Origin of the sequence: Peribacillus sp. NPDC046944, assembly GCF_050272735.1 — a bacterium.
Lineage (GTDB): Bacteria > Bacillota > Bacilli > Bacillales > DSM-1321 > Peribacillus.
This window is the reverse complement of record NZ_JBNNML010000013.1, coordinates 1-18,524: the sequence shown is the minus strand read 5'-3', so window position 1 is coordinate 18,524 and position 18,524 is coordinate 1. Positions and strand designations below refer to the sequence as shown.

Here is an 18,524-nt window from a genome sequence, read left to right as displayed (position 1 = left end):
ACGGTAATACAAGGGGGATTTTCATGCGTTGGGTTGTATTAGCTTTTCTATTCTTACTATCTGTTTTAAATTATACGGATAAATCGGTTTTAGGATTAGCCGCAGAGCCAATCATGACTGAACTGAATCTATCTTATGATCAGTTTGGTTTAGTAGGAAGTAGTTTCTTCGCTGCTTACGCTGTCGGAAGTATCGTTTTAGGTACCTTAACGTATCGCTTCAACACAAAATACTTATTAATGATGATTGCTACTGGATGGACCATTTCATTAGCAAGCGCTTATTTTGTAGAAACGTTAACACACTTAATTTTACTGCGTGTTGTCTTAGGTTTCTTCGAAGGTGGTACGCTCGGTCTGTGCATCGTGCACTTAGCACGATGGTTCACTAGTTCACAACGTGGCGTCGCTGCAGCTATCATGACTTCTGGTACAACAGTTGGAACGTACTTGGCTGCACCACTTTTAGTTAAAGGCATCACGAATTTTGGTTGGCAGCACACTTTCGCATTATTAGGGATAGCAAGCTTTGCATGGGCGATCCTCTTCTTCTTCATGAGAGACGAGCCAAAGCAACCCCTCATCGAAGACGTAAAAAGTTTAGCCTCCAACAAGGAAGTACCGTTCAAACATATCTTTAAAGTATTCATCAACCCTTATGTATTATCGATTTTAGTTGTAGGTTTCGTATCCATGTGGATTACAACTTGGGTCCTTACATGGGCACCAACTTACCTAACACAAATCGTGGGTCTTGAGCCACAGCGTATGGGCTTAATCTTCGCTGCAATGGGCATTTCAGGAACAGTGTTCGCAATTTGTATAGGTAAATTCACAGACTACTTATTCAAGAAAAATAAAAGCCTTATCAAATCTTATGATCGTGTATTAATTACAGTATTGCTGGTCGGCGCTGCTTCTTATGCGATGACCACGATTGTCGCTTCACCGGTTCTAGCCTGTTTGTTCCTAGGGATGGGCTTAATCATAAACACTTGCTTATTACCGTTAAATACAGCGATTAAAACATTGATCATTCCGAAAAATCTAGTAGGTAGCGTAACGGGTGTCTCATTATCCATTTCAAGTATGGCTGGAGTAATCGGGCCATGGATTACCGGGTACTTGATTACACAAGCAGGCGATAACGTGCGGTCAGGCTTCAACTTAGGTGTGTTGGTCATCGTTAGTTTATATGTTGTTACGGCCATCGTGTTAGTAGCCACACGTAAATTGAAAATCACCGCAACTGAAAAAGAAGATGCTCGTCGTGCTACAGAAGAAGAGCAGATAAACCTTGACATCGCCCCAGGGCGATAATACTCAACCATGGGTTCATCACATGTAAACAGACTGAAGACAAACTCAAAGAATGAGTTTGTCTTCAGTCTGTTTTGTTTATAAAAGCGGTTTACGTAACTCTTCCATTCATCTCGAGCCTAATGGTTGATAGACTCCGCTCTTATCTTGCAAATTCCTCGAAGCTTAAGCTATCCGACAAGATCAGTACCTGAATGACTAATAAGGTATACGCTGCAGTCGATGCGTCTTTCAGTGAAATTTGTAGTTGCTCTTCGATTTGCTTGATACGATATTGGATACCGCCGATAGATAACGTCAACTCGTCCATCGTTTCTTTCAAGCGCTGACTATTTAATAAATAGACGTAAAGCGTATGCAATAATTCCTTTTTACGGGGATCATCAAAATTGTATAAGTCTTTTAACGTCTTCTTCGCCATTTCGTGAAGATGCTCCATGCTCATGTTCTTTACGATATCCCCAAGCATTCCTAAATCTTCGTAATCCGTTAGCAGCTTATCGTTGGGAAAGCGCTGTGCAACACGAGCCTCTTGTAGCGAACGCTCGAAATCTTTGAAGTTACTAAATGTTCCGCTAAGCCCGATTGAATATTTATAATTGGCATTTTGCTTCTCCATCTTTTGAAAAATTTTCGTGATTTTCTTATTCCAGCCTTGCTTATCACTATTTAGCGAATTGAGGAGCGCAATTTCCTCACCAAGCACTGCAAAAATACAAGGCAAATCCCACTCTTTTGCCAACTTGGACAGCTGTGTCAACTGGTCATGAATGTCGATGATTTCTTTATTTTTCTTTTTCTTTTTGACACTGATAATACCTGTAGAGAACGGCGGCTGAAATTTAAATGGTAAAAATTTATAGTAAGATTCGATATCTTTAATTTTCCGATTATGAATTAAGCGCTCCAATAGTGAGCTACGCATCCTTTGTTGCTCTTCAAACTGCGCCTCCTCATATAAAATACATAAGGCCACGACCGTAGAAATCCGCTCTAAAAATAAGTGGTCGTTTTCATCCATATCCTTTTCATCAAAGTAGAAAAATGAACAAGTGGCATAATTCCTTTTGTTAATAAGAACAGGTGCCGTCAACTTCCTGAATGTTTCGCCTTTGTAATGCGAAACGTTATGCGTATCGTCGAAATGCGATAATTTCACCTTATCTTTTTTTATTGCTAGTTGCTGTTCTTCCGTTAAACCAAAATGGCTTAACGCATTGCCATGGATATCCTCAATCAAAATCGAGATGTTCAACAGCTCGGACGCAACCTGAACAATTTCATCCATCGAATGTTTATCTGTTACTTTTTGTGTGAGCTGACTATTAAACAATGAAATTTTCTCGAGCACTTGCTTATGGTGTAAAAGTGCATCATAAGTCATTTCAAGTTCAGATAAAATGTTGTCGTTTTGATAAAGGTGGATAAGCTCTTCCTCATCTTCGAGCCAATCGCTCTCCAAGCGCACTTTAAACTCACAGCACGGATCACCTTTTGCGACGCACTTGTACTCAACGGCAATAATCGATTCACCATACTCATAGGTCAATGCACCACTTGCAAACCCACATAACATATGACAAACACATTCGTTTGCTACACCATAATTTTTTAGGTGTAACGCGGCTTCGAATGATTCTACCCATTGTCCCCACGTATCGATGCATTCAACCGTGCCATCTGGATGTCGCACAATTTCCCCCATGAAAATTACATCCTTCACGTGACCTAAGCGTGAATGTCTCTTACCGACTGGATCTATCGAGTCTTTATTTTGAAGCATCTTTCTTGCTGATTCCATCCCGAACTCTTTCCCAAATCGAAATAAAAAGCCTTTTGTTTTATGAGAACCAATGTTGTTAAACAAGCTGTTCTTTAATGTATGGAAGGCATTTGCCGACATTAAAATATTTTTCGTTTCGCTGGAATCAAATGCAATTTCGCTCATTAAAATCACATCCCCTTTGACTATCTATTCCTCATATTACAAAAGTGAAATTGATTTTTCAATAAATTTTAAAGATTAACACTATTCTTTCAATAAAAATCAGTATAACGTTTGAAATTATTAACAGGTATACTCAAAACAGAAAATAAAAGCACATCAGTATGAGGAGGCAAAGCGATGACAATTCTTGAAGGGTTTCATAATAGTTACATATTGGCAAACGGTGTACGTACACATTATTCCTGGGCTGGAACAGAAGGACCAGCTGTAATTTTACTGCACGGTGCAGGACCTGGAGCATGCGGCGCAGCAGGTTGGCGTTTTATGTTACCTGCATTAGCTAAAGCTGGCTTCCGAGCATATGCAGTAGACCAACTTTCAATGGGCTTCACCGACGCCCGCCCTCACGCATGGCCTGTAAATGGTCATCAAAGCCTAGTGGATCATGTACATGATTTCATTGAAGCATTATGCCTCGACGAAGTATCACTTGTCGGCAATTCACAAGGTGCTTACGTTGCAGCTAAATATGCCATAGACCACCCCGAAAAAGTAAATAAAATTGTTTACATCGGTAGTAATACCATCTATCAAGCGATGCATGAAGTACCTGAAAGAAAGCTGCGGTCATTCTTAGAAGTGATTGGTTATGACTATACAGAAGAATCCTTACGTAAATTCATGTACCGTAATTCAAGCGAAGACACGGTCATTCCTGAAGAACTGATTCAACTACGTCATCAAGCGGCAACCCGCCCAGGCGTTAAAGAATCCAATCAGGCGTTCGATGCCTACTTAGCGAGGATGAACGAAGAGCCTAAGCTTTGGGATCGTTACTGCATGAAAGATACCTTACCAAAATTGAAAATTCCAGGCCTATTCATTTGGGGTAAGCAAGACGCCGTTGCACCAGTGGAGACAGGTTATAAACTCGAGAAATTATTACCGAACATATCATTTGAATATATAGAAAACTGCGGTCATCAAGCTCAAACGGACCAACCGGAAATCGTGAACAAACTTGTCATTGACTTTTTGGCAGTGGAAAAAGATCAAGCCGTTACAGCACAATAAACTATTTTTGAAAGGAATGATCAAATGGTAACAGTAGTTGAAAGTAAAGGGCTGTATGAAGAAATTATGCAAAAGGCAAAGCGCATCGGTGAAGCCGCAGAGTTAGAAGCAATCGAAGCTGATCGAAATTCGACCGTGTCCCCACGCATCGCGGAAATTATCCGTGAGGAAGGCATTCACCGTTTGATTTTACCGAAAGAGTTTGGTTATCCACAACTCGATTGGCATACATTCGTTGATATGGTAAGCACAGTTGGTTACCATAACTTATCAGCTTCATGGTTAACCTACTTCTTCTCCGTGCATAACTCTTGGGTTTGCTACTATCCTAAGCACATTCGTGATGAAGTCATTAACCAAGGTGGCTTTGTAGCTGACGTATTTGCCCCCATCGGTAAAGTGGAACCAGTTGAAGATGGCTATGTCGTTTCCGGAAAGTACAATTTTGTAAGCGGTATCAATTACTGTGATTGGGTTGGCGTTGGCGCCATGATGAAATTCGAAGACAATGACAAGCCCGAACGTGTCGGCATTTTATTGAAGGTTTCTGACTTGGAAGTGGTAAAAACTTGGGATTCCCTTGGTCTTCGTGGATCAGGCAGTAATACATTGATCATTGATAATGTTTTCGTTAAGCCTGATGCCATTTTACGCTTCAGCAAAATAATCGAAAAGAGCCAACCGCCATATGAAGATTTCGATCAAGACTATTTATATTACAATACACCATTCTATCCTGGCTTCTATGTAGGGTTCGCCGCAATGGCTGTTGGTGGTGCAGAGCGTGTAGTTGACGAGTTCGAAAAGCATACAGCCGGCCGCGTCCGCTTCTCTGGCATAAACGAAAAGGATTCTCCCACAAGCCAACGCGTGCTTTCGGAGTTAAAGCTAGAAATGATTTCTGCAAAAAGCTTATTGAACGAATACATCCGGATGATGGAAGAAGATAAAGGTGGTCCATACGAAGGAGCAAAATATAAAGCGATTCGTGCAAAAATCATCGATAAGTGTACACAAATCGGTGTTAAGGCCCTACTGACTTTAGGTGGGCACGCATTATTAAAAGGTCATCCGGTAGAAATGCACACTCGTGACCTGATGGCAATCGCCACACACATTACTTCTTTATATGAAGACGGCATATTAGGATACGGTAGAAATTTATTCGGCGTTCAAACAAACATTCAAGGGTAATTTCAGCATCGGAAAGTATGATGGATAATGATTGAAATCATATTTTCCTTGTCCTCTTATTAAAAAAACATGACTATGAGGTGAATATAAATGGAAAAATTTCTTTACGCACCGGAAATTGCAAAATTAGGACACGTAGCTTTAGTATCAGCAGATCTTGAAAAATCTTTATGGTTCTTCCGCGACACAATCGGGTTAGAAGAAACCGAAGTGATAGATGGTGTACACTACTTGCGTGCTTGGGGCGATTTCGAACACCATACATTATCCATTACAGCTGGTGAAACTTCTTACATCGATCACATTGGCTGGCGTACAAAACGTCGTGAGGACGTAGCAACTTTCGCTAAATTATTAGAAGATGCTGGTACAGAAGTACGTTGGATAGAAGCAGGCGAAGAAGTAGCCCAAGGGGAAGCAGTCCGCTTCGAATTACCAAGTGGTCACCGCTTTGAACTGTATTACGATATGGAAAAAACACCTGCTGATGAATCTCGTAAATCAGTGCTTAAAAACCAAACGTATAAATCTTGGGCCAAAGGTGTATCACCACGTCGCATCGACCATGTTAACTTACAAACTTCACAAGATAACGCTGTGATCGTAAATTACTTACAACAAGCATTAGGCTTCAAGCTACGTGAATATTTCGTAAATCCAGACGATGTACAAGTCGCAAGCTGGTTATCCGTAACAAACTTAGTTCATGACGTGGCAATCATGTCTACATCCCGTTCAAAAGAACCAAACGAAATGCATCATATCGCTTATTGGTTAGACAACTCCCAAGACTTACTACGTGCTGCTGATATTTTATGCGAAGCTGATGTACAATTCGTAGGCCCTGGTAAACACGGTATTTCTCAAGCCATGTACATTTACGTAAAAGATCCAGGAAGTGGCTTACGTCTTGAAATCTTTACAAACAGCTATTTAATCTTCGAGCCAGACTGGGAGCCAGTGAAATGGACGTATGAAGAATACTTGAAAAACGGATCTGCCTACTGGGGCGACCGTCGCCGCGATGACGTAGATCGTGAAGCACAAGTTAAGGAATTAGCGAATTCATAATAAATTGACCACCAGCCATTCATGATGAAGGATGCTGGTGGTTCTTATGCGATGAATGTTATATAGGAAGGGGTGTCTCTATTGAAGGCAATGTTAAAAGTGTTAATCTTATCTTTCATTGGCGGTTATATTTTTAGCTTGCTGCACATCCCTATTCCCTGGATGCTTGGCCCAATTGTTGTCGTCATGTTAGCTCAATTCGTTTATAAAGGACCGCTTAGATGGTCCAGCCAAATGCGTGATTTAGGTGTCGTCATGGTCGGGACCGCGATTGGTGTACAATTCAACACCGATTTATTCGGCATGATGAGCTCCATTTTACTTTACATGATAACCCTAAACGTCATTTTGATCGGCGGTTCAATCGGCATCGCCTACTTAACGAGCAAATGGACAAAAATTCCGGTGAAAGCTGCCATATTAGGCGCCATCCCAGGCGGTTTAGGACAAATTGTCGTCTTTGCCGAGGAAGAAAAAGTTAAAGAAATCGGCGTTATTTCTTATTTTCAAGTAATTCGACTTTTACTGGTCGTTGTTTTCGTACCATTTATCGTCGCTGGCCAAGTAATGAGCAAGCCACCAACTGACGCTAAGCTAACAATCAGTTTAGTACTTCTAATTGCACTTGCTTGGGGTTGCTCTCATTTAATGAAACGCATCCATTTGCCAGTCGCATTTTTCATTACACCCATTCTTTTATTCATTACATTGCAACTCACAACACCACTGGCAATGCCTCAAATACCTGGTATAATCATGGATGTTGCTCAGTTACTAATCGGTGCCCATATCGGACTCATGCTCAAGCCGCATATGATCAAACTGCCGGTACGCATACTTGTAGGGGGCATTTTCAGTGCCTTCGCACTAATTGCGCTAACATTTGGATCAAGCTTCTTCATGTCCTTTGCATTGGATACAACCTTCGCTACAAGTTTCCTAAGCACCGCCCCAGGGGGCTTAGATCAAATGGTGTTATTAGCGAATGCAGTGCATGCAGATGTCTCGCTTGTTTCAATGTTCCAAACGTTCAGGCTCCTGTTCATTTTTATTTTAATTATGCCTTTGATGAAAATGTATTATCGTTGGCAAGGAAAAAAGAAATTGCCTAGCATCAAAAGAGCCATGTAGTAAAGTACCGATCATGGTTCATGTTAAAATCTATATACCTATGGATAAGACGCTCCGATGATTGAAATTCATTCAGTGGGGCGTTTTTCGAATCTGATGAATGGGTGAAATCAATTACCATATAATAGTAGAAACGCGTTCAAAAAAACCAAGTATCTTCATGGAAGTCTGTGGGCTAGATTGCTACAAATGCGATGAGGTTACGGATATTAGAGATTCAAATAGATAGAATACCATTTCTTGAACGAACCGGGAAAAATAAAAGGCATGAGCCCGGTACAATACCGAACTCATGCCCAAGGAACTGCATATCAGTTCCTTCCTCGACAATAATAGACTATATGCAGTTGGTCATGTTCTTCTTAACTGCTTACATTTAACTAACTTCTAGTATTCAGCCACTCTACTTCTCCGCCTGGATAATCGCTGAGACAATATATTCTTCTACCTTATGTTCCGGTGCCCATTCCTTGATGAATTCTTTGGATTCATCTTTAGGGATAATGGAGATGTTCTTAAATCCAGCTTGTTTCATCGTCTCGGACAATTCTTCAATTGAAGATGCCCCGGCGATGCATCCGGAGTAGAGGTTCATATCCGTTTGCAATGCTTCAGGCAGATTCGCAGTCAACACGATATCGGAAATCGCTAATCTCCCGCCCTTTTTCAGAACACGATACGCTTCCTGAAAGACTCTTTTTTTATCCGGGGATAGGTTGATGACGCAATTCGACATAATTACATCAACGAATTGATCGGCAATAGGCAGATGTTCGATTTCCCCTAAACGAAATTCGACATTTACGAATTGATTTCTTTCGGCATTGCTCCGAGCTTTGCTAATCATTTCCGGTGTCATGTCAACGCCTATGACTTTTCCTTTTTCCCCCACTTTAGGAGAAGACAAGAAAGCATCGAACCCTCCCCCGCTCCCAAGGTCAAGGACGGTCTCCCCCTCTTTTAAGTCCGCGATCGCCTGAGGGTTTCCACAACCTAATCCCATGTTTGCGCCATTCGGGATATTTTGAAGCTCTGCTGTGGTATATCCCATCTTTTTAGAAATCTCTTCGACGGAAATATTTTGGTTTTCTTCGGGTGTACAGCAGCTTGGCGCACAACAGCTGTCAGAATTAACGACTTTAAGGGCGATTTTTTTATAATTGCTTCGTACGCTTTCGCGGATTTCATCTTTTTTCATTTCACTCATTCTCTCCATATCCTTCCTATTCATATTTAGCAGCAAGAGTTTTCATTATATCCTGTAAGCACTATGCCCATTTCACCATTTTCCTCTTCTACATCTATGGTTACATCTGATAACTGTTCCTTCATCTCAGATTGAATGGCAATGTTCACCCCATTCATTTCTACCACCATATCATTTGTTTCTGCTTCTTGTAAGGCAACGCCAAGGTTCATTCCGCAACACCCTGCAATTCCATAAAATCGTAGAGTGGATACGTCATTTGCCTTCATCGCTTCTTGTAAATACTCTTTTGCTTGATTGGTCATTTTCATGTTCTATTCCTCCAATAGGTTTCGCATGTCATTTTTACATGTCCAGAATTTGATGCAATTGCTTGATTCCCTTTGGCTCTTCCCGGCTCCAAGGAAGGATGACAGTTTGGTTGCCGGATAGCTCTTTCACTTTCTCGATCCATTTCTTCTCTCCCTTTGCTTTCCTGGTAAGCATCGGTTCCATTGTATCCGTGACGAAAAAACTTTGGTTGATGAGCCACCAATGGATGGATATATTCGCCCGTTTCAAATCTTCTGCCAATCGTTTTGCTTCCAAAACAGGTGTCATCTCAGGAAGTGTCGTAATGATGATGCTCGTATAGGACCCGTCTCTTAATTTTGGCAACAAATCGCGTACCGGCTCTGGTATATCACCAGAAGAACGGGAAATTTCTTTATGATAGGCTTCGGATGCATCCAATAATAGAAGGGTATGACCTGTTGGTGCCGTATCAATTACGACCATGCTATCTTCGGATTGCGCCACAACATTGGCGAGTGCCCGGAAAACGGCGATTTCCTCGGTACAAGGAGATTCCAGGTCTTCTTTTATAAAGGCCAAGCCTTCTTCATCCATCGTTTCACTTGCTTTAGAAAGCACTTCATCTTTATACTCTTCCACGACTTTCTTCGGATCGATGCTGCTTATCGTTAGATTGTCATATAAGGTGTTATCATCAAAAGTCCAAGCAATGTGAGCGGCTGGATCCGTGGTCGTTAAGTGGACCTTTTTCCCTTTTTCGGCGAGTCCCAAGGCGACAAGTGACGCTACTGTCGTTTTTCCTACCCCGCCTTTTCCCATCGTAAGGATGACCCGATGGGAGTTTGATTCATAATAATCCACCAAATCTTTAATAGAGTGATGAGGGATCGTTTCTATTTCATCTAATAAGTTTTCAGACTCCACATATGTTTGAGTGAACCATTTCTCCATGTGATTGATTCCTGTGATGGCAAATGAAACAAGAGGCAAATAAAAAGTCGGATGTTTTTTCAATGGATTCGGAATGTCTTCCAATGCCCGCTGTTGTCGGTCATGCAAGGCATTTGCATAACGATCACCTCGATCCGTCTGTTCGAAGACACCGTTCACGATCAAGAGTTGATTGGCAATCCCGATTTCCTTCAACTCATCCGACGCACGTGCCGCTTCCCTCAATGGCCCCTCTTCAGGTCGGCTCACAAGGACTAGTGTAGTCTGCCCTTTGTCCGCCAACACATTGACGGCCTTCTGATACATCTGCTTCTGACTTTCCAATCCCGCTAACGGACCCAGGCAAGATGCCCCGTTTGTATTTACATCTAAAAAACCGGACCATGCAGTTGGTAGTTGCAATAACCTCAGCGTATGACCAGTTGGTGCGGTATCAAATACAATCCGGTCATATTCCTCCGTTATTTTTGTATCCGTCAAAAGGGTCGAGAATTGGTTGAATGCCGCAATTTCGACGGTGCAAGCCCCTGACATTTGCTCTTCCATCGTTGCAAGCACCGCATCTGGTAACTTTCCTCTATACGGGGCAACCATCCGTTCCTTGTATTCGGTTGCCGCTTGGACAGGGTCCAAGTTCAGGGCATACAGGTTCGATGTGCCCTTGATCAATTGGGGATGATTGGTTAACGGTTGCCCGAATACATCTTGTAAGTTCGAAGCGGGATCTGTACTGATCAACAGAACTTTTTTTCCTTGCTTCGATAAAGAAAGGGAAAGCGAACTTGCCACGGATGTTTTCCCCACTCCACCTTTGCCTGTGAAAAATATAAATCGCGTTTGTGGGAAGAATTCATCAGTGAATAACTTCATGTCAGCTCTCCCCATCTTTTTGCGTCTTCAGTGACAATCGCACTTTCGGCTTTTGGATCAGTTCCTCAACAGAGAACCCCGTCCACCTTCCCAACTCCTCATTACTTGGATAGCTCCCTGTTCGTACCACGTTTCCATCAACGAAAACAATCGGTAAGACATCCGGACCCTTTTCGTTCAATAACGTGCTCACTTGTTCATATTGCATGAACTGTTCGGTATCATTGGTTAAATTATATCGTTCGATCGGATAATCCTTTTTCTTCAGATTACTTGTCACAAAAGACATCCTTAATAGCTCAGGGTCGATTGAAGGACCGCATACACCTGTAGGGCAACACATGGCAGGGTCAAAAATCTGTATTTCTTTCATTGAAGTCACTCCTTTTTTCATATAAATAAGCAGATGCCTATATTATGGATAAATCAATAGCCAAGTAATTTGCCTTGGCTATTTGCAGGCTCATTCTCCCATTTCAGCGAATTCTTCGATCCGTTCGCCAATTTCATCACGCACGCGTTGAAAGAAGGACCACTTTTCCTCATCGGTTCCTTCCGCTTTGGCTGGATCATCAAAACCCCAGTGGACTCGCTTTACTTGTGGAGGCGTGGTTGGGCAATGCTCGTCTGCATGCCCACACAATGTAACCACTAAATCTGCATGATTCAAGGTTCCCCTATCAATCACATCCGATGTTTGATCGGAAATATCGATGGTTACTTCCCTCATCGCCTTAACAGCATTGGGATTCAATCCGTGAGCTTCAAGGCCTGCGCTTTTCACAATCCAATCCGGTAAGAGCCTTTTCGCCCAGCCTTCAGCCATTTGGCTGCGGCATGAATTGCCTGTGCATAAGAAGTAGATGGTTTTTTTATGTGTCATGAAGGTTTCCTCCTGTAGAAAAAAAGAAATTATAATTTAATGGTTCTAAAATATTTCTTTTCCCAGCGTAGAGCGACATGGACGAGAGCAATCAGTACCGGCACTTCCACGAGTGGTCCAATGACCGCCGCAAACGCCGCACCGCTGTTGATTCCGAATACGGAAACAGCCACGGCAATCGCCAGTTCAAAGTTATTGCTTGCTGCCGTAAAGGAAAGGGAAGCCGTAACCGGATAGGATGCACCCGCCTTTCTTGATGCAAAAAACGATACGGCAAACATGATTAAAAAATAGATGAAAAGCGGTATCGCAATCCGCACTGCATCAAGGGGCAAGGCAATGATGGTGTCCCCTTTTAAAGAGAACATCATGACGATCGTAAACAATAAAGCAAACAAAGTTAACGGCGAAATCTTGGGTAAGAACTTATTTTCATACCACTCATTCCCCTTAATTTTCAACCCAATGAATCGAGTCAACATCCCTGCTACGAATGGAATACCAAGATATATCATGACGCTTTTCGTGATTTCCCACATCGATATCACGACAGATAGGTTTTCCATGCCGAATACACCAGGCAACACATTCAAGAAAAAGTAGGCGAATACGGAATAGAATAGGATCTGGAATATCGAGTTGAACGCCACGAGTCCCGCGACATACTCCCTATCTCCTCGCGCCAGATCATTCCATACAATGACCATCGCAATGCAACGGGCCAAGCCAATCATGATCAACCCGGCCATATACTCCGGATAATCACGTAAAAAGATAATTGCAAGGAAAAACATCAACACCGGCCCTAACAGCCAGTTTTGAAACAAGGATAGCAGAAGCACTTTCCAATCCTTGAACACGCGCCACATTTCTTCGTATTTCACTTTTGCAAGTGGGGGATACATCATGACGATTAACCCAATTGCGATTGGTATCGAAGTAGTCCCTACCGAAAAGGTATCTAATACATTTTTGAAATTGGGTACCCATACCGCAATTATGACTCCGACAAACATCGCCACAAAAATCCATAGAGTAAGATAGCGATCCAAGAAGGATAATCGCTTTGTTACACTTTTATTTTCCATCCTTTTCTCCCCTAACATGATGAAGAATTAGCATTCCGTTGAACAACATGGAGCCTGGACAGGTTCTAAAGAATCGATGATGGCTTGAATATAAGGCTGTTGAACATCATTTAATCGGAAATGTTTCCATGTTCCCTTTTTTCTTTCTAAAATGATTCCTGCGTCTTTTAATTTTTTCACTTGTTGACTGACTGCTGGCTGGGAAATCTGCAGGATATTCACAAAATCACATACACAAACTTCACCTTGTTTCAGACATGCCAGCAACTTTAACCGGTTCGGGTCACTCACGGCTTTTAACAGACGAGACATCTCCTCGATTTGGTTCATCTAGTGTCCTCCCACTATACATAATTAAATGCTTATATAATATAATGCTTATGTTATCACGATAGGTTTGACCGTTGCAAGGGTTTTGGCTTGGAGAGATTTTATCAGAGTACTTCTCGAATTGCCTTCATGAAAAAAAACTGCCGATCTCCCGGCAGCCTCCATTCCTTATAAATATTTGCGGTGAATCCCTTTTCCGTCATAAGAAAACATGACTTCTTTGCCTTCCATGACCGATTCCATGTGCACGGGACGTCCCCAGAGCTGGTGGATATAAGGCAGGACTTTTTCAAGATATTTCAGGTCGAGTTCAATATCTTCGTACCAGTGTTTCAAATACAGCTCGCCATTTCGCATATAGTCGCCGTCATTGACCGTGATATACGGGAATCCGCCATTCACTCGCATGCTGACGAGCTGATCGCGCACCTGTTCCCATGCCTTATCAACGATTTTGTAGTCTTTGCCTTGCTTTTGGAATAAATACATATCCTCCCGCATGACGAGATCTTTGGTCAAATAGTTACGGAGGAAGGAAATATCCGATTCTATTTCCCTGACTTCGAACATTTTTCCCGGCCCGTTCCTGGCTTGATGCCGAGCTTGAGCATTTCCTCTGTCGGGTTATCATAGCGTTCTTCGATATCTTCAAACACCTTCAGCCCTAGATAATAAGGATTGATGCTCGTTCGTGATGGCTGCACGACTCCGGCATTCAGTTTTGCAAATTCAATCGATTCGCCAGAGGTCAAATCCAGTTCACGCATGATCCTTTGATGCCAGTACGATGCCCAGCCAAGATTCCAATAAAGCGGTTCAATCCAAACAAATTAAAATAAAAAGGCTATGTTAAAGGGAAAAGTTGATTTAAAAATGCTCATAAAAAAATGGGCTGGAAAATGTATCTCCAAGCTCATTCTATTTTGATGTTTATTTTTTACTAAAGCCCCCTTTAGTTGAGTAGAAAATATCCATTTACTCGATAGATCTATTCTTTACTGGAAATAACATTTAAAATAATTAAAAATATTTTTTCATTATTAAATTCGCCTACATTTACAATTTGGTGAAGTTCGACCTTTTCTCTTTCATTTAAAGTTACTTGCTTTAGGGCATTATCTACTGCCTTTGCAAAAGAAAAATCCTCGTAAACTCTCGCAATGATCCATTCAATAACTATTTTATTACCTATCCTCAATTAAATTCACCTCATATAGGGTTTGTGAAAATAAGCGAAACATCATTAGGTAACCTATTCTATAATTCCCACAAAAATCCCTTCTTCAACTAAGCGAACTTCATACAGCATCCAAACGGTACTATTTAGCTAAAGGGTTGAATAAAGTTGCTGTCATACCTACTTAATAGAAGCTTTTTCATGTAGGCTCTGTTATTAGTTAATGTTGATGGGTTACTTGGGTTATGCTTTTTTATTGGAGGCACAAGCTGTTAAACACCTTAAAACAAATGAATGTTGAACATTTGGAAGGTATCGTTGAAATTGACGAAACCTATTTTCTATACTCTCAAAGAGGGCAACGGGGCAACGTAAACCTCGTAAAGTGGCGGAAAGTCCAAACATAGAGGAATAAGCCACGAACAGGTCTGTGTTCTTGTTGCCAGAGACCGTACAAAAGCAACCGTCTCAAAAGTTGCTTGTATGGGGCGTATTGTGAAAACAAAAGTCGATATTTTAATTGACTCAAAGCTGTCTAAGGACAAGGGCTTGTATCACATTCAAAATGTCAACGCTCTCCATTCTCGTTTGAAGCAATGGATAGTCCGCTTTAAAGGTGTGGCTACGAAATATCTTGATAATTATCTTGCTTGGTTTTTGTTTGTTGATAGCCGTAGTAACGAAAGTACAAATCACAATATTAAAGAATTTTTATTATCATCATTTGTATTTGAAATGACCGATACTTGTGATAGTTTGCGTACTTCAAATATTACTGTTTAGTTTTAAATTGTTTCGATTAGTCAATAATTGAAACTTTTGGAAAAATATATCGTCAATTCAGTAAAGGGGTGATATTTTGAGATTAAAATATTTCTTTATAATGATATTTGTGTTATCAATATTTTCGGTTATGGGTTGTTCAAATAATGTAGATAAAAAAAACGAAGACATAGACAGTGAGTTCCCTCCATCTCAGAAAGGACTAATCATTATTAATGATACGGAATATCAGATTGAAAGCGGCAGTTATAGATGGGAAAGAAAGAAAGGAGTAGAAATTGAGGTTGTACAAACAGACCACGCGTCTCCGTACCAAATGGCAGAGCATATAGAATCAATTAGCGCAAATCCAAATCAAAAAGTTGATATTAAGATTGATGGAAATCCAAATATCGAAGTTTATTTATGGAATGAAAAAGGAAGAGAAATAGAAATAAAACATAATGATAATCAAATAACCCTTCCTTCAAGTAAAGGTAAATATATCTATGAAGCATTAGCAGAATGGACTAACGGAACAATTTCCTACACATTTGTTATGGAAATTAAATAGATTAGTCATAAAAACAAAGGAAAACCTTAACAATCTGGTTTCCCTTTGTTTTTGTATAAGTATCAACATTCAAATTTAACAGAGCATTCAAATTTAACAGAGCCTTCATGTAAAGGTCAGGTATTTTCGAGAAACGGCATTAAAATATCCTACATCAATAATTGGTTTTTCTCCTTTATCAGGGCATTGAATATGCGTCAGCTGATGTGAGTCATTGATGATGACCGAATCTATTGCGTCCAATTCCTTTTTGCAGCACGAACATTTCACAGATAGTACATTTTTTTCCATTATAGACGTCCCCTTTTTATAGTTAGGTATTCTTTATGTCTAGTTGCTAATCCTACCTGTTCACATAACCGTCAAATATCTTTTTTCTTGGTTATTAAAAGAAAAGCTTAATTTATATTTAAGTGTTGTGGTAACAACTACCCTACATCTGATTAAATCATTTTCACCAGAAATGGATATTTATGTTAAAATAAAATATGACTGTGTGGGTTTACACTTACACTAAGGACAGTTTTGTTTATTCAAGTGGGGTGTGGTAGATGAGTGAACGATTCGAACTAAGTTTTAAAAACAAGGAAGTTAGAATGTGGATTTACATCATGGTACCAGCTTTTATTATAGGAAACTTATTTCTGTTTATCGGGGGCTACATTTATAATTATGTGCTATGGATTTTGCTAGTAATAGCATTAATATCGTTTTATATTTGGCGTTTTCTTTATAGGAAGAAACAGAACAAATAACCCTTCTTAAGCTAATATTAATTTATTAAAAACAGCGGACATAAAAATACATTGAGCTGGAGTTTCATTTCCCAGCTCATTTTTGTTTCCTATAAATTCAAAAGCAACCAATAGCTTTAACATAGCCTTGATGAACCGTTGAAGTTTATGAAGAAGAGGATTAATGCTATTAAAATAAAAGGAGTAATATATGTCTTTAAATAATTATGCAAAAGTAATTGTGAATATTGGAGTGACAGTTGAAAAGGGAGATTTAATTAAAATCATTTTTTCTCCTGAACATTTGTCGTTAGTACGCGAAATTTCAAAAGAGGCTTATAAGAGTGGGGCGCAATATGTATCACTTGATTTACGGGATTCGACAATCGAAAAGGATCGAGTGCGTTTTCTTCCTGACGAATTTTTAGACGTTTTTCCAAAATCATTAATTGAAAATGAATTAAATTATGCGAAGTCTGGGTATTCGACAATCACAATCGTTGCACCGACGTTTTCAGATATGGATTCTGATTGGGATGAAAGAACATCAATAGTAACTAAAGCAAAATCAATCGCAATGAGCCCAATACGAACATATGGTATGGAAAATCATAATAAATGGGTACTTGTTAACGCGCCAACAAAAGAATGGGCACTGCAAGTGTTTCCAGACCATCCTGAAAATGAAGCTATTGAACTTTTATGGAAATATATTTTTGAAGCATCAAAATCAAATGAGCCAAACCCTATCTCAGCTTGGAAACAACATGATATTACCTTGAAAAGTATAGCGGAAAAGTTGAACAATTATAAGTTTTCTGGTTTGCGATTTGTTAGTAAAAAAACAGATTTAACTGTTTCTTTAGTCAAAAATCATGTTTGGTTAGGGGGATCTGAAACGACTAAAGATGGAAGAGAATTCATGTCTAATATCCCTGTTGAAGAAGTTTGGACAATGCCAAATAAGTATCAAGTGAATGGATATGTTACCATCACAAAACCCCTTATATTAGCAGGACAAACTATTCAAATTTTAAAGCTGTTCTTTGAAAATGGGAAAGTGATACGAATTAAACCGAAACACCAAGTCGTTCTCGATTTTCTTCACACAGATAATGGTGCTGGAATGCTTGGAGAAGTTGCACTTGTATCAGTCAATTCGAGTATTGCCAAAATGGGAGTCACTTTCAAAAGTACACTATTGGATGAAAATGCAGCTTGTCATATCGCACTAGGTCAAGCTTACATTAATAATATTTTGGACGGTTCCATAAGAACTGAAGAAGAACTAACTGAGCTAGGTATGAATAGATCTGCCGTTCATGAAGATATTATGATTGGCGATGGCTCCATGAGTGTCTACGGATTATTAGATCAGGAAGATATACTAATAATGGAAAGTGGGGTTTGGAAAATCTAATTTTCAGGAAACTATTTTTCTTAAGCTTGTAAAAGATTTAATCAAAGGATTTTAATAACTAATACACATATGTGTTTAAACTGACTGTGATTGAATGTAATTTTTCTTCGACTAACTAATGGGTGCATTTTTAGATCAACCTTAACCTTTAACATAGCCTTTAGAAGAGCGAGCAATGTAATTCAATTCGAATTACATTGCTCGCTCTTTTTTATGAGAGAATTTATTTATTACGACCAAAGTTTCTTTATAAATACTTGCTTCCTTCCCTATAAATATTTCCGGTGAATCCCTTTTCCGTCGTAGGAAAACATGACTTCTTTCCCCTCCATGACCGATTCCATGTGCACGGGACGTCCCCAGAGCTGGTGGATATAGGGCATGACTTTTTCGAGATATTTCAGGTCGAGTTCAATATCTTCGTACCAGTGTTTCAAATACAGCTCGCCATTTCGCATATAGTCGCCGTCATTGACCGTGATATACGGGAATCCGCC

The 18,524-nt window shown here is 40.2% G+C and carries 17 protein-coding genes and 3 pseudogenes; 8 read left to right on the top strand and 12 right to left on the bottom strand.

The window, feature by feature from the left end:
- Positions 1–23: 23 nt before the first annotated feature.
- A complete protein-coding gene (locus tag ACQKIC_RS18300; RefSeq protein ID WP_402867561.1) occupies positions 24–1,319 on the top strand; it encodes an MFS transporter in 1,296 nt (431 codons plus the stop codon).
- 142 nt (positions 1,320–1,461) lie between these two features.
- Here the strand turns inward: ACQKIC_RS18300 and ACQKIC_RS18295 are convergent, their stop codons facing one another.
- On the bottom strand, positions 1,462–3,267 hold the full coding sequence (locus ACQKIC_RS18295) for a V4R domain-containing protein (RefSeq protein ID WP_402867560.1): 1,806 nt from the start codon (positions 3,265–3,267) through the stop codon (positions 1,462–1,464).
- 177 nt (positions 3,268–3,444) lie between these two features.
- Between ACQKIC_RS18295 and ACQKIC_RS18290 the strand changes: the two genes are divergently transcribed.
- The 4 genes from ACQKIC_RS18290 to ACQKIC_RS18275 all read left to right on the top strand — a co-directional run bounded on the left by ACQKIC_RS18290 (position 3,445) and on the right by ACQKIC_RS18275 (position 7,737).
- Entirely contained in the window at positions 3,445–4,341 is an 897-nt protein-coding gene (locus tag ACQKIC_RS18290) for an alpha/beta fold hydrolase (protein ID WP_402867559.1), read from the top strand.
- A 24-nt stretch (positions 4,342–4,365) separates the two neighbouring features.
- A complete protein-coding gene (locus ACQKIC_RS18285) occupies positions 4,366–5,535 on the top strand; it encodes an acyl-CoA dehydrogenase family protein (RefSeq protein ID WP_402867558.1) in 1,170 nt (389 codons plus the stop codon).
- Between the two features lie 90 nt (positions 5,536–5,625).
- The gene (locus tag ACQKIC_RS18280; RefSeq protein WP_402867557.1) at positions 5,626–6,606 is read left to right on the top strand and encodes a VOC family protein; all 981 of its coding nucleotides are present in this window, start codon (positions 5,626–5,628) and stop codon (positions 6,604–6,606) included.
- 90 nt (positions 6,607–6,696) lie between these two features.
- Positions 6,697–7,737, top strand: coding sequence for an AbrB family transcriptional regulator (locus ACQKIC_RS18275; protein WP_407408463.1), 1,041 nt, complete (start codon positions 6,697–6,699; stop codon positions 7,735–7,737).
- A gap of 403 nt (positions 7,738–8,140) precedes the next feature.
- Here the strand turns inward: ACQKIC_RS18275 and ACQKIC_RS18270 are convergent, their stop codons facing one another.
- The 9 genes and pseudogenes from ACQKIC_RS18270 to ACQKIC_RS18230 all read right to left on the bottom strand — a co-directional run bounded on the left by ACQKIC_RS18270 (position 8,141) and on the right by ACQKIC_RS18230 (position 14,558).
- On the bottom strand, positions 8,141–8,944 hold the full coding sequence (locus ACQKIC_RS18270; protein ID WP_427592105.1) for an arsenite methyltransferase: 804 nt from the start codon (positions 8,942–8,944) through the stop codon (positions 8,141–8,143).
- A gap of 26 nt (positions 8,945–8,970) precedes the next feature.
- Entirely contained in the window at positions 8,971–9,255 is a 285-nt protein-coding gene (locus ACQKIC_RS18265) for an iron-sulfur cluster biosynthesis family protein (protein WP_427592104.1), read from the bottom strand.
- 34 nt (positions 9,256–9,289) lie between these two features.
- Positions 9,290–11,059 carry an arsenical pump-driving ATPase gene (gene arsA, locus ACQKIC_RS18260; RefSeq protein ID WP_427592103.1) on the bottom strand — a complete coding sequence of 590 codons (1,770 nt, stop codon included), beginning with the start codon at positions 11,057–11,059 and terminating at the stop codon, positions 9,290–9,292.
- A gap of 1 nt (position 11,060) precedes the next feature.
- Positions 11,061–11,432 (bottom strand): arsenite efflux transporter metallochaperone ArsD, encoded by a 372-nt coding sequence (gene arsD, locus ACQKIC_RS18255; RefSeq protein ID WP_427592102.1) that lies wholly within the window; start codon positions 11,430–11,432, stop codon positions 11,061–11,063.
- Between the two features lie 90 nt (positions 11,433–11,522).
- A complete protein-coding gene (gene arsC, locus ACQKIC_RS18250; protein ID WP_427592101.1) occupies positions 11,523–11,942 on the bottom strand; it encodes an arsenate reductase (thioredoxin) in 420 nt (139 codons plus the stop codon).
- Between the two features lie 29 nt (positions 11,943–11,971).
- On the bottom strand, positions 11,972–13,030 hold the full coding sequence (gene arsB / locus ACQKIC_RS18245) for an ACR3 family arsenite efflux transporter (RefSeq protein ID WP_427592100.1): 1,059 nt from the start codon (positions 13,028–13,030) through the stop codon (positions 11,972–11,974).
- A 27-nt stretch (positions 13,031–13,057) separates the two neighbouring features.
- A complete protein-coding gene (locus tag ACQKIC_RS18240; protein WP_402867549.1) occupies positions 13,058–13,360 on the bottom strand; it encodes an ArsR/SmtB family transcription factor in 303 nt (100 codons plus the stop codon).
- A 168-nt stretch (positions 13,361–13,528) separates the two neighbouring features.
- Positions 13,529–14,127: pseudogene (locus ACQKIC_RS18235) on the bottom strand (SpoVR family protein).
- A gap of 221 nt (positions 14,128–14,348) precedes the next feature.
- On the bottom strand, positions 14,349–14,558 hold the full coding sequence (locus ACQKIC_RS18230; RefSeq protein WP_402955367.1) for a hypothetical protein: 210 nt from the start codon (positions 14,556–14,558) through the stop codon (positions 14,349–14,351).
- Positions 14,559–14,770: 212 nt separating this feature from the next.
- On the opposite strand from ACQKIC_RS18230, the pseudogene ACQKIC_RS18225 reads away from it, so the two are divergent.
- Positions 14,771–15,320: pseudogene (locus tag ACQKIC_RS18225) on the top strand (IS1595 family transposase); the annotation flags it as partial.
- 76 nt (positions 15,321–15,396) lie between these two features.
- Positions 15,397–15,873: a hypothetical protein gene (locus ACQKIC_RS18220; RefSeq protein ID WP_427592099.1), complete on the top strand. Its 477-nt coding sequence runs from the start codon at positions 15,397–15,399 to the stop codon at positions 15,871–15,873.
- Positions 15,874–15,978: 105 nt separating this feature from the next.
- Here ACQKIC_RS18220 and ACQKIC_RS18215 read toward each other — a convergent pair whose 3' ends face one another.
- A complete protein-coding gene (locus ACQKIC_RS18215) occupies positions 15,979–16,164 on the bottom strand; it encodes a hypothetical protein (RefSeq protein WP_427592098.1) in 186 nt (61 codons plus the stop codon).
- Between the two features lie 654 nt (positions 16,165–16,818).
- On the opposite strand from ACQKIC_RS18215, the gene ACQKIC_RS18210 reads away from it, so the two are divergent.
- A complete protein-coding gene (locus tag ACQKIC_RS18210) occupies positions 16,819–18,027 on the top strand; it encodes an aminopeptidase (RefSeq protein ID WP_427592097.1) in 1,209 nt (402 codons plus the stop codon).
- A gap of 269 nt (positions 18,028–18,296) precedes the next feature.
- On the opposite strand, the pseudogene ACQKIC_RS18205 reads toward ACQKIC_RS18210, so the two are convergent.
- Positions 18,297–18,524 (bottom strand): annotated as a pseudogene (locus ACQKIC_RS18205) (stage V sporulation protein R); the annotation flags it as partial.

Excerpts from the sequence above, each read along its gene's own strand:
- ACQKIC_RS18240 (WP_402867549.1), bottom strand. The coding sequence starts at position 13,360 with ATGAACCAAATCGAGGAGATGTCTCGTCTGTTAAAAGCCGTGAGTGAC.
- ACQKIC_RS18300 (WP_402867561.1), top strand. The coding sequence starts at position 24 with ATGCGTTGGGTTGTATTAGCTTTTCTATTCTTACTATCTGTTTTAAAT.
- arsC (WP_427592101.1), bottom strand. The coding sequence starts at position 11,942 with ATGACACATAAAAAAACCATCTACTTCTTATGCACAGGCAATTCATGC.
- arsD (WP_427592102.1), bottom strand. The coding sequence starts at position 11,432 with ATGAAAGAAATACAGATTTTTGACCCTGCCATGTGTTGCCCTACAGGT.
- ACQKIC_RS18265 (WP_427592104.1), bottom strand. The coding sequence starts at position 9,255 with ATGAAAATGACCAATCAAGCAAAAGAGTATTTACAAGAAGCGATGAAG.
- ACQKIC_RS18270 (WP_427592105.1), bottom strand. The coding sequence starts at position 8,944 with ATGAGTGAAATGAAAAAAGATGAAATCCGCGAAAGCGTACGAAGCAAT.
- ACQKIC_RS18215 (WP_427592098.1), bottom strand. The coding sequence starts at position 16,164 with ATGGAAAAAAATGTACTATCTGTGAAATGTTCGTGCTGCAAAAAGGAA.
- arsB (WP_427592100.1), bottom strand. The coding sequence starts at position 13,030 with ATGGAAAATAAAAGTGTAACAAAGCGATTATCCTTCTTGGATCGCTAT.
- ACQKIC_RS18210 (WP_427592097.1), top strand. The coding sequence starts at position 16,819 with ATGTCTTTAAATAATTATGCAAAAGTAATTGTGAATATTGGAGTGACA.
- ACQKIC_RS18285 (WP_402867558.1), top strand. The coding sequence starts at position 4,366 with ATGGTAACAGTAGTTGAAAGTAAAGGGCTGTATGAAGAAATTATGCAA.
- ACQKIC_RS18290 (WP_402867559.1), top strand. The coding sequence starts at position 3,445 with ATGACAATTCTTGAAGGGTTTCATAATAGTTACATATTGGCAAACGGT.
- ACQKIC_RS18275 (WP_407408463.1), top strand. The coding sequence starts at position 6,697 with ATGTTAAAAGTGTTAATCTTATCTTTCATTGGCGGTTATATTTTTAGC.
- ACQKIC_RS18280 (WP_402867557.1), top strand. The coding sequence starts at position 5,626 with ATGGAAAAATTTCTTTACGCACCGGAAATTGCAAAATTAGGACACGTA.
- ACQKIC_RS18295 (WP_402867560.1), bottom strand. The coding sequence starts at position 3,267 with ATGAGCGAAATTGCATTTGATTCCAGCGAAACGAAAAATATTTTAATG.
- arsA (WP_427592103.1), bottom strand. The coding sequence starts at position 11,059 with ATGAAGTTATTCACTGATGAATTCTTCCCACAAACGCGATTTATATTT.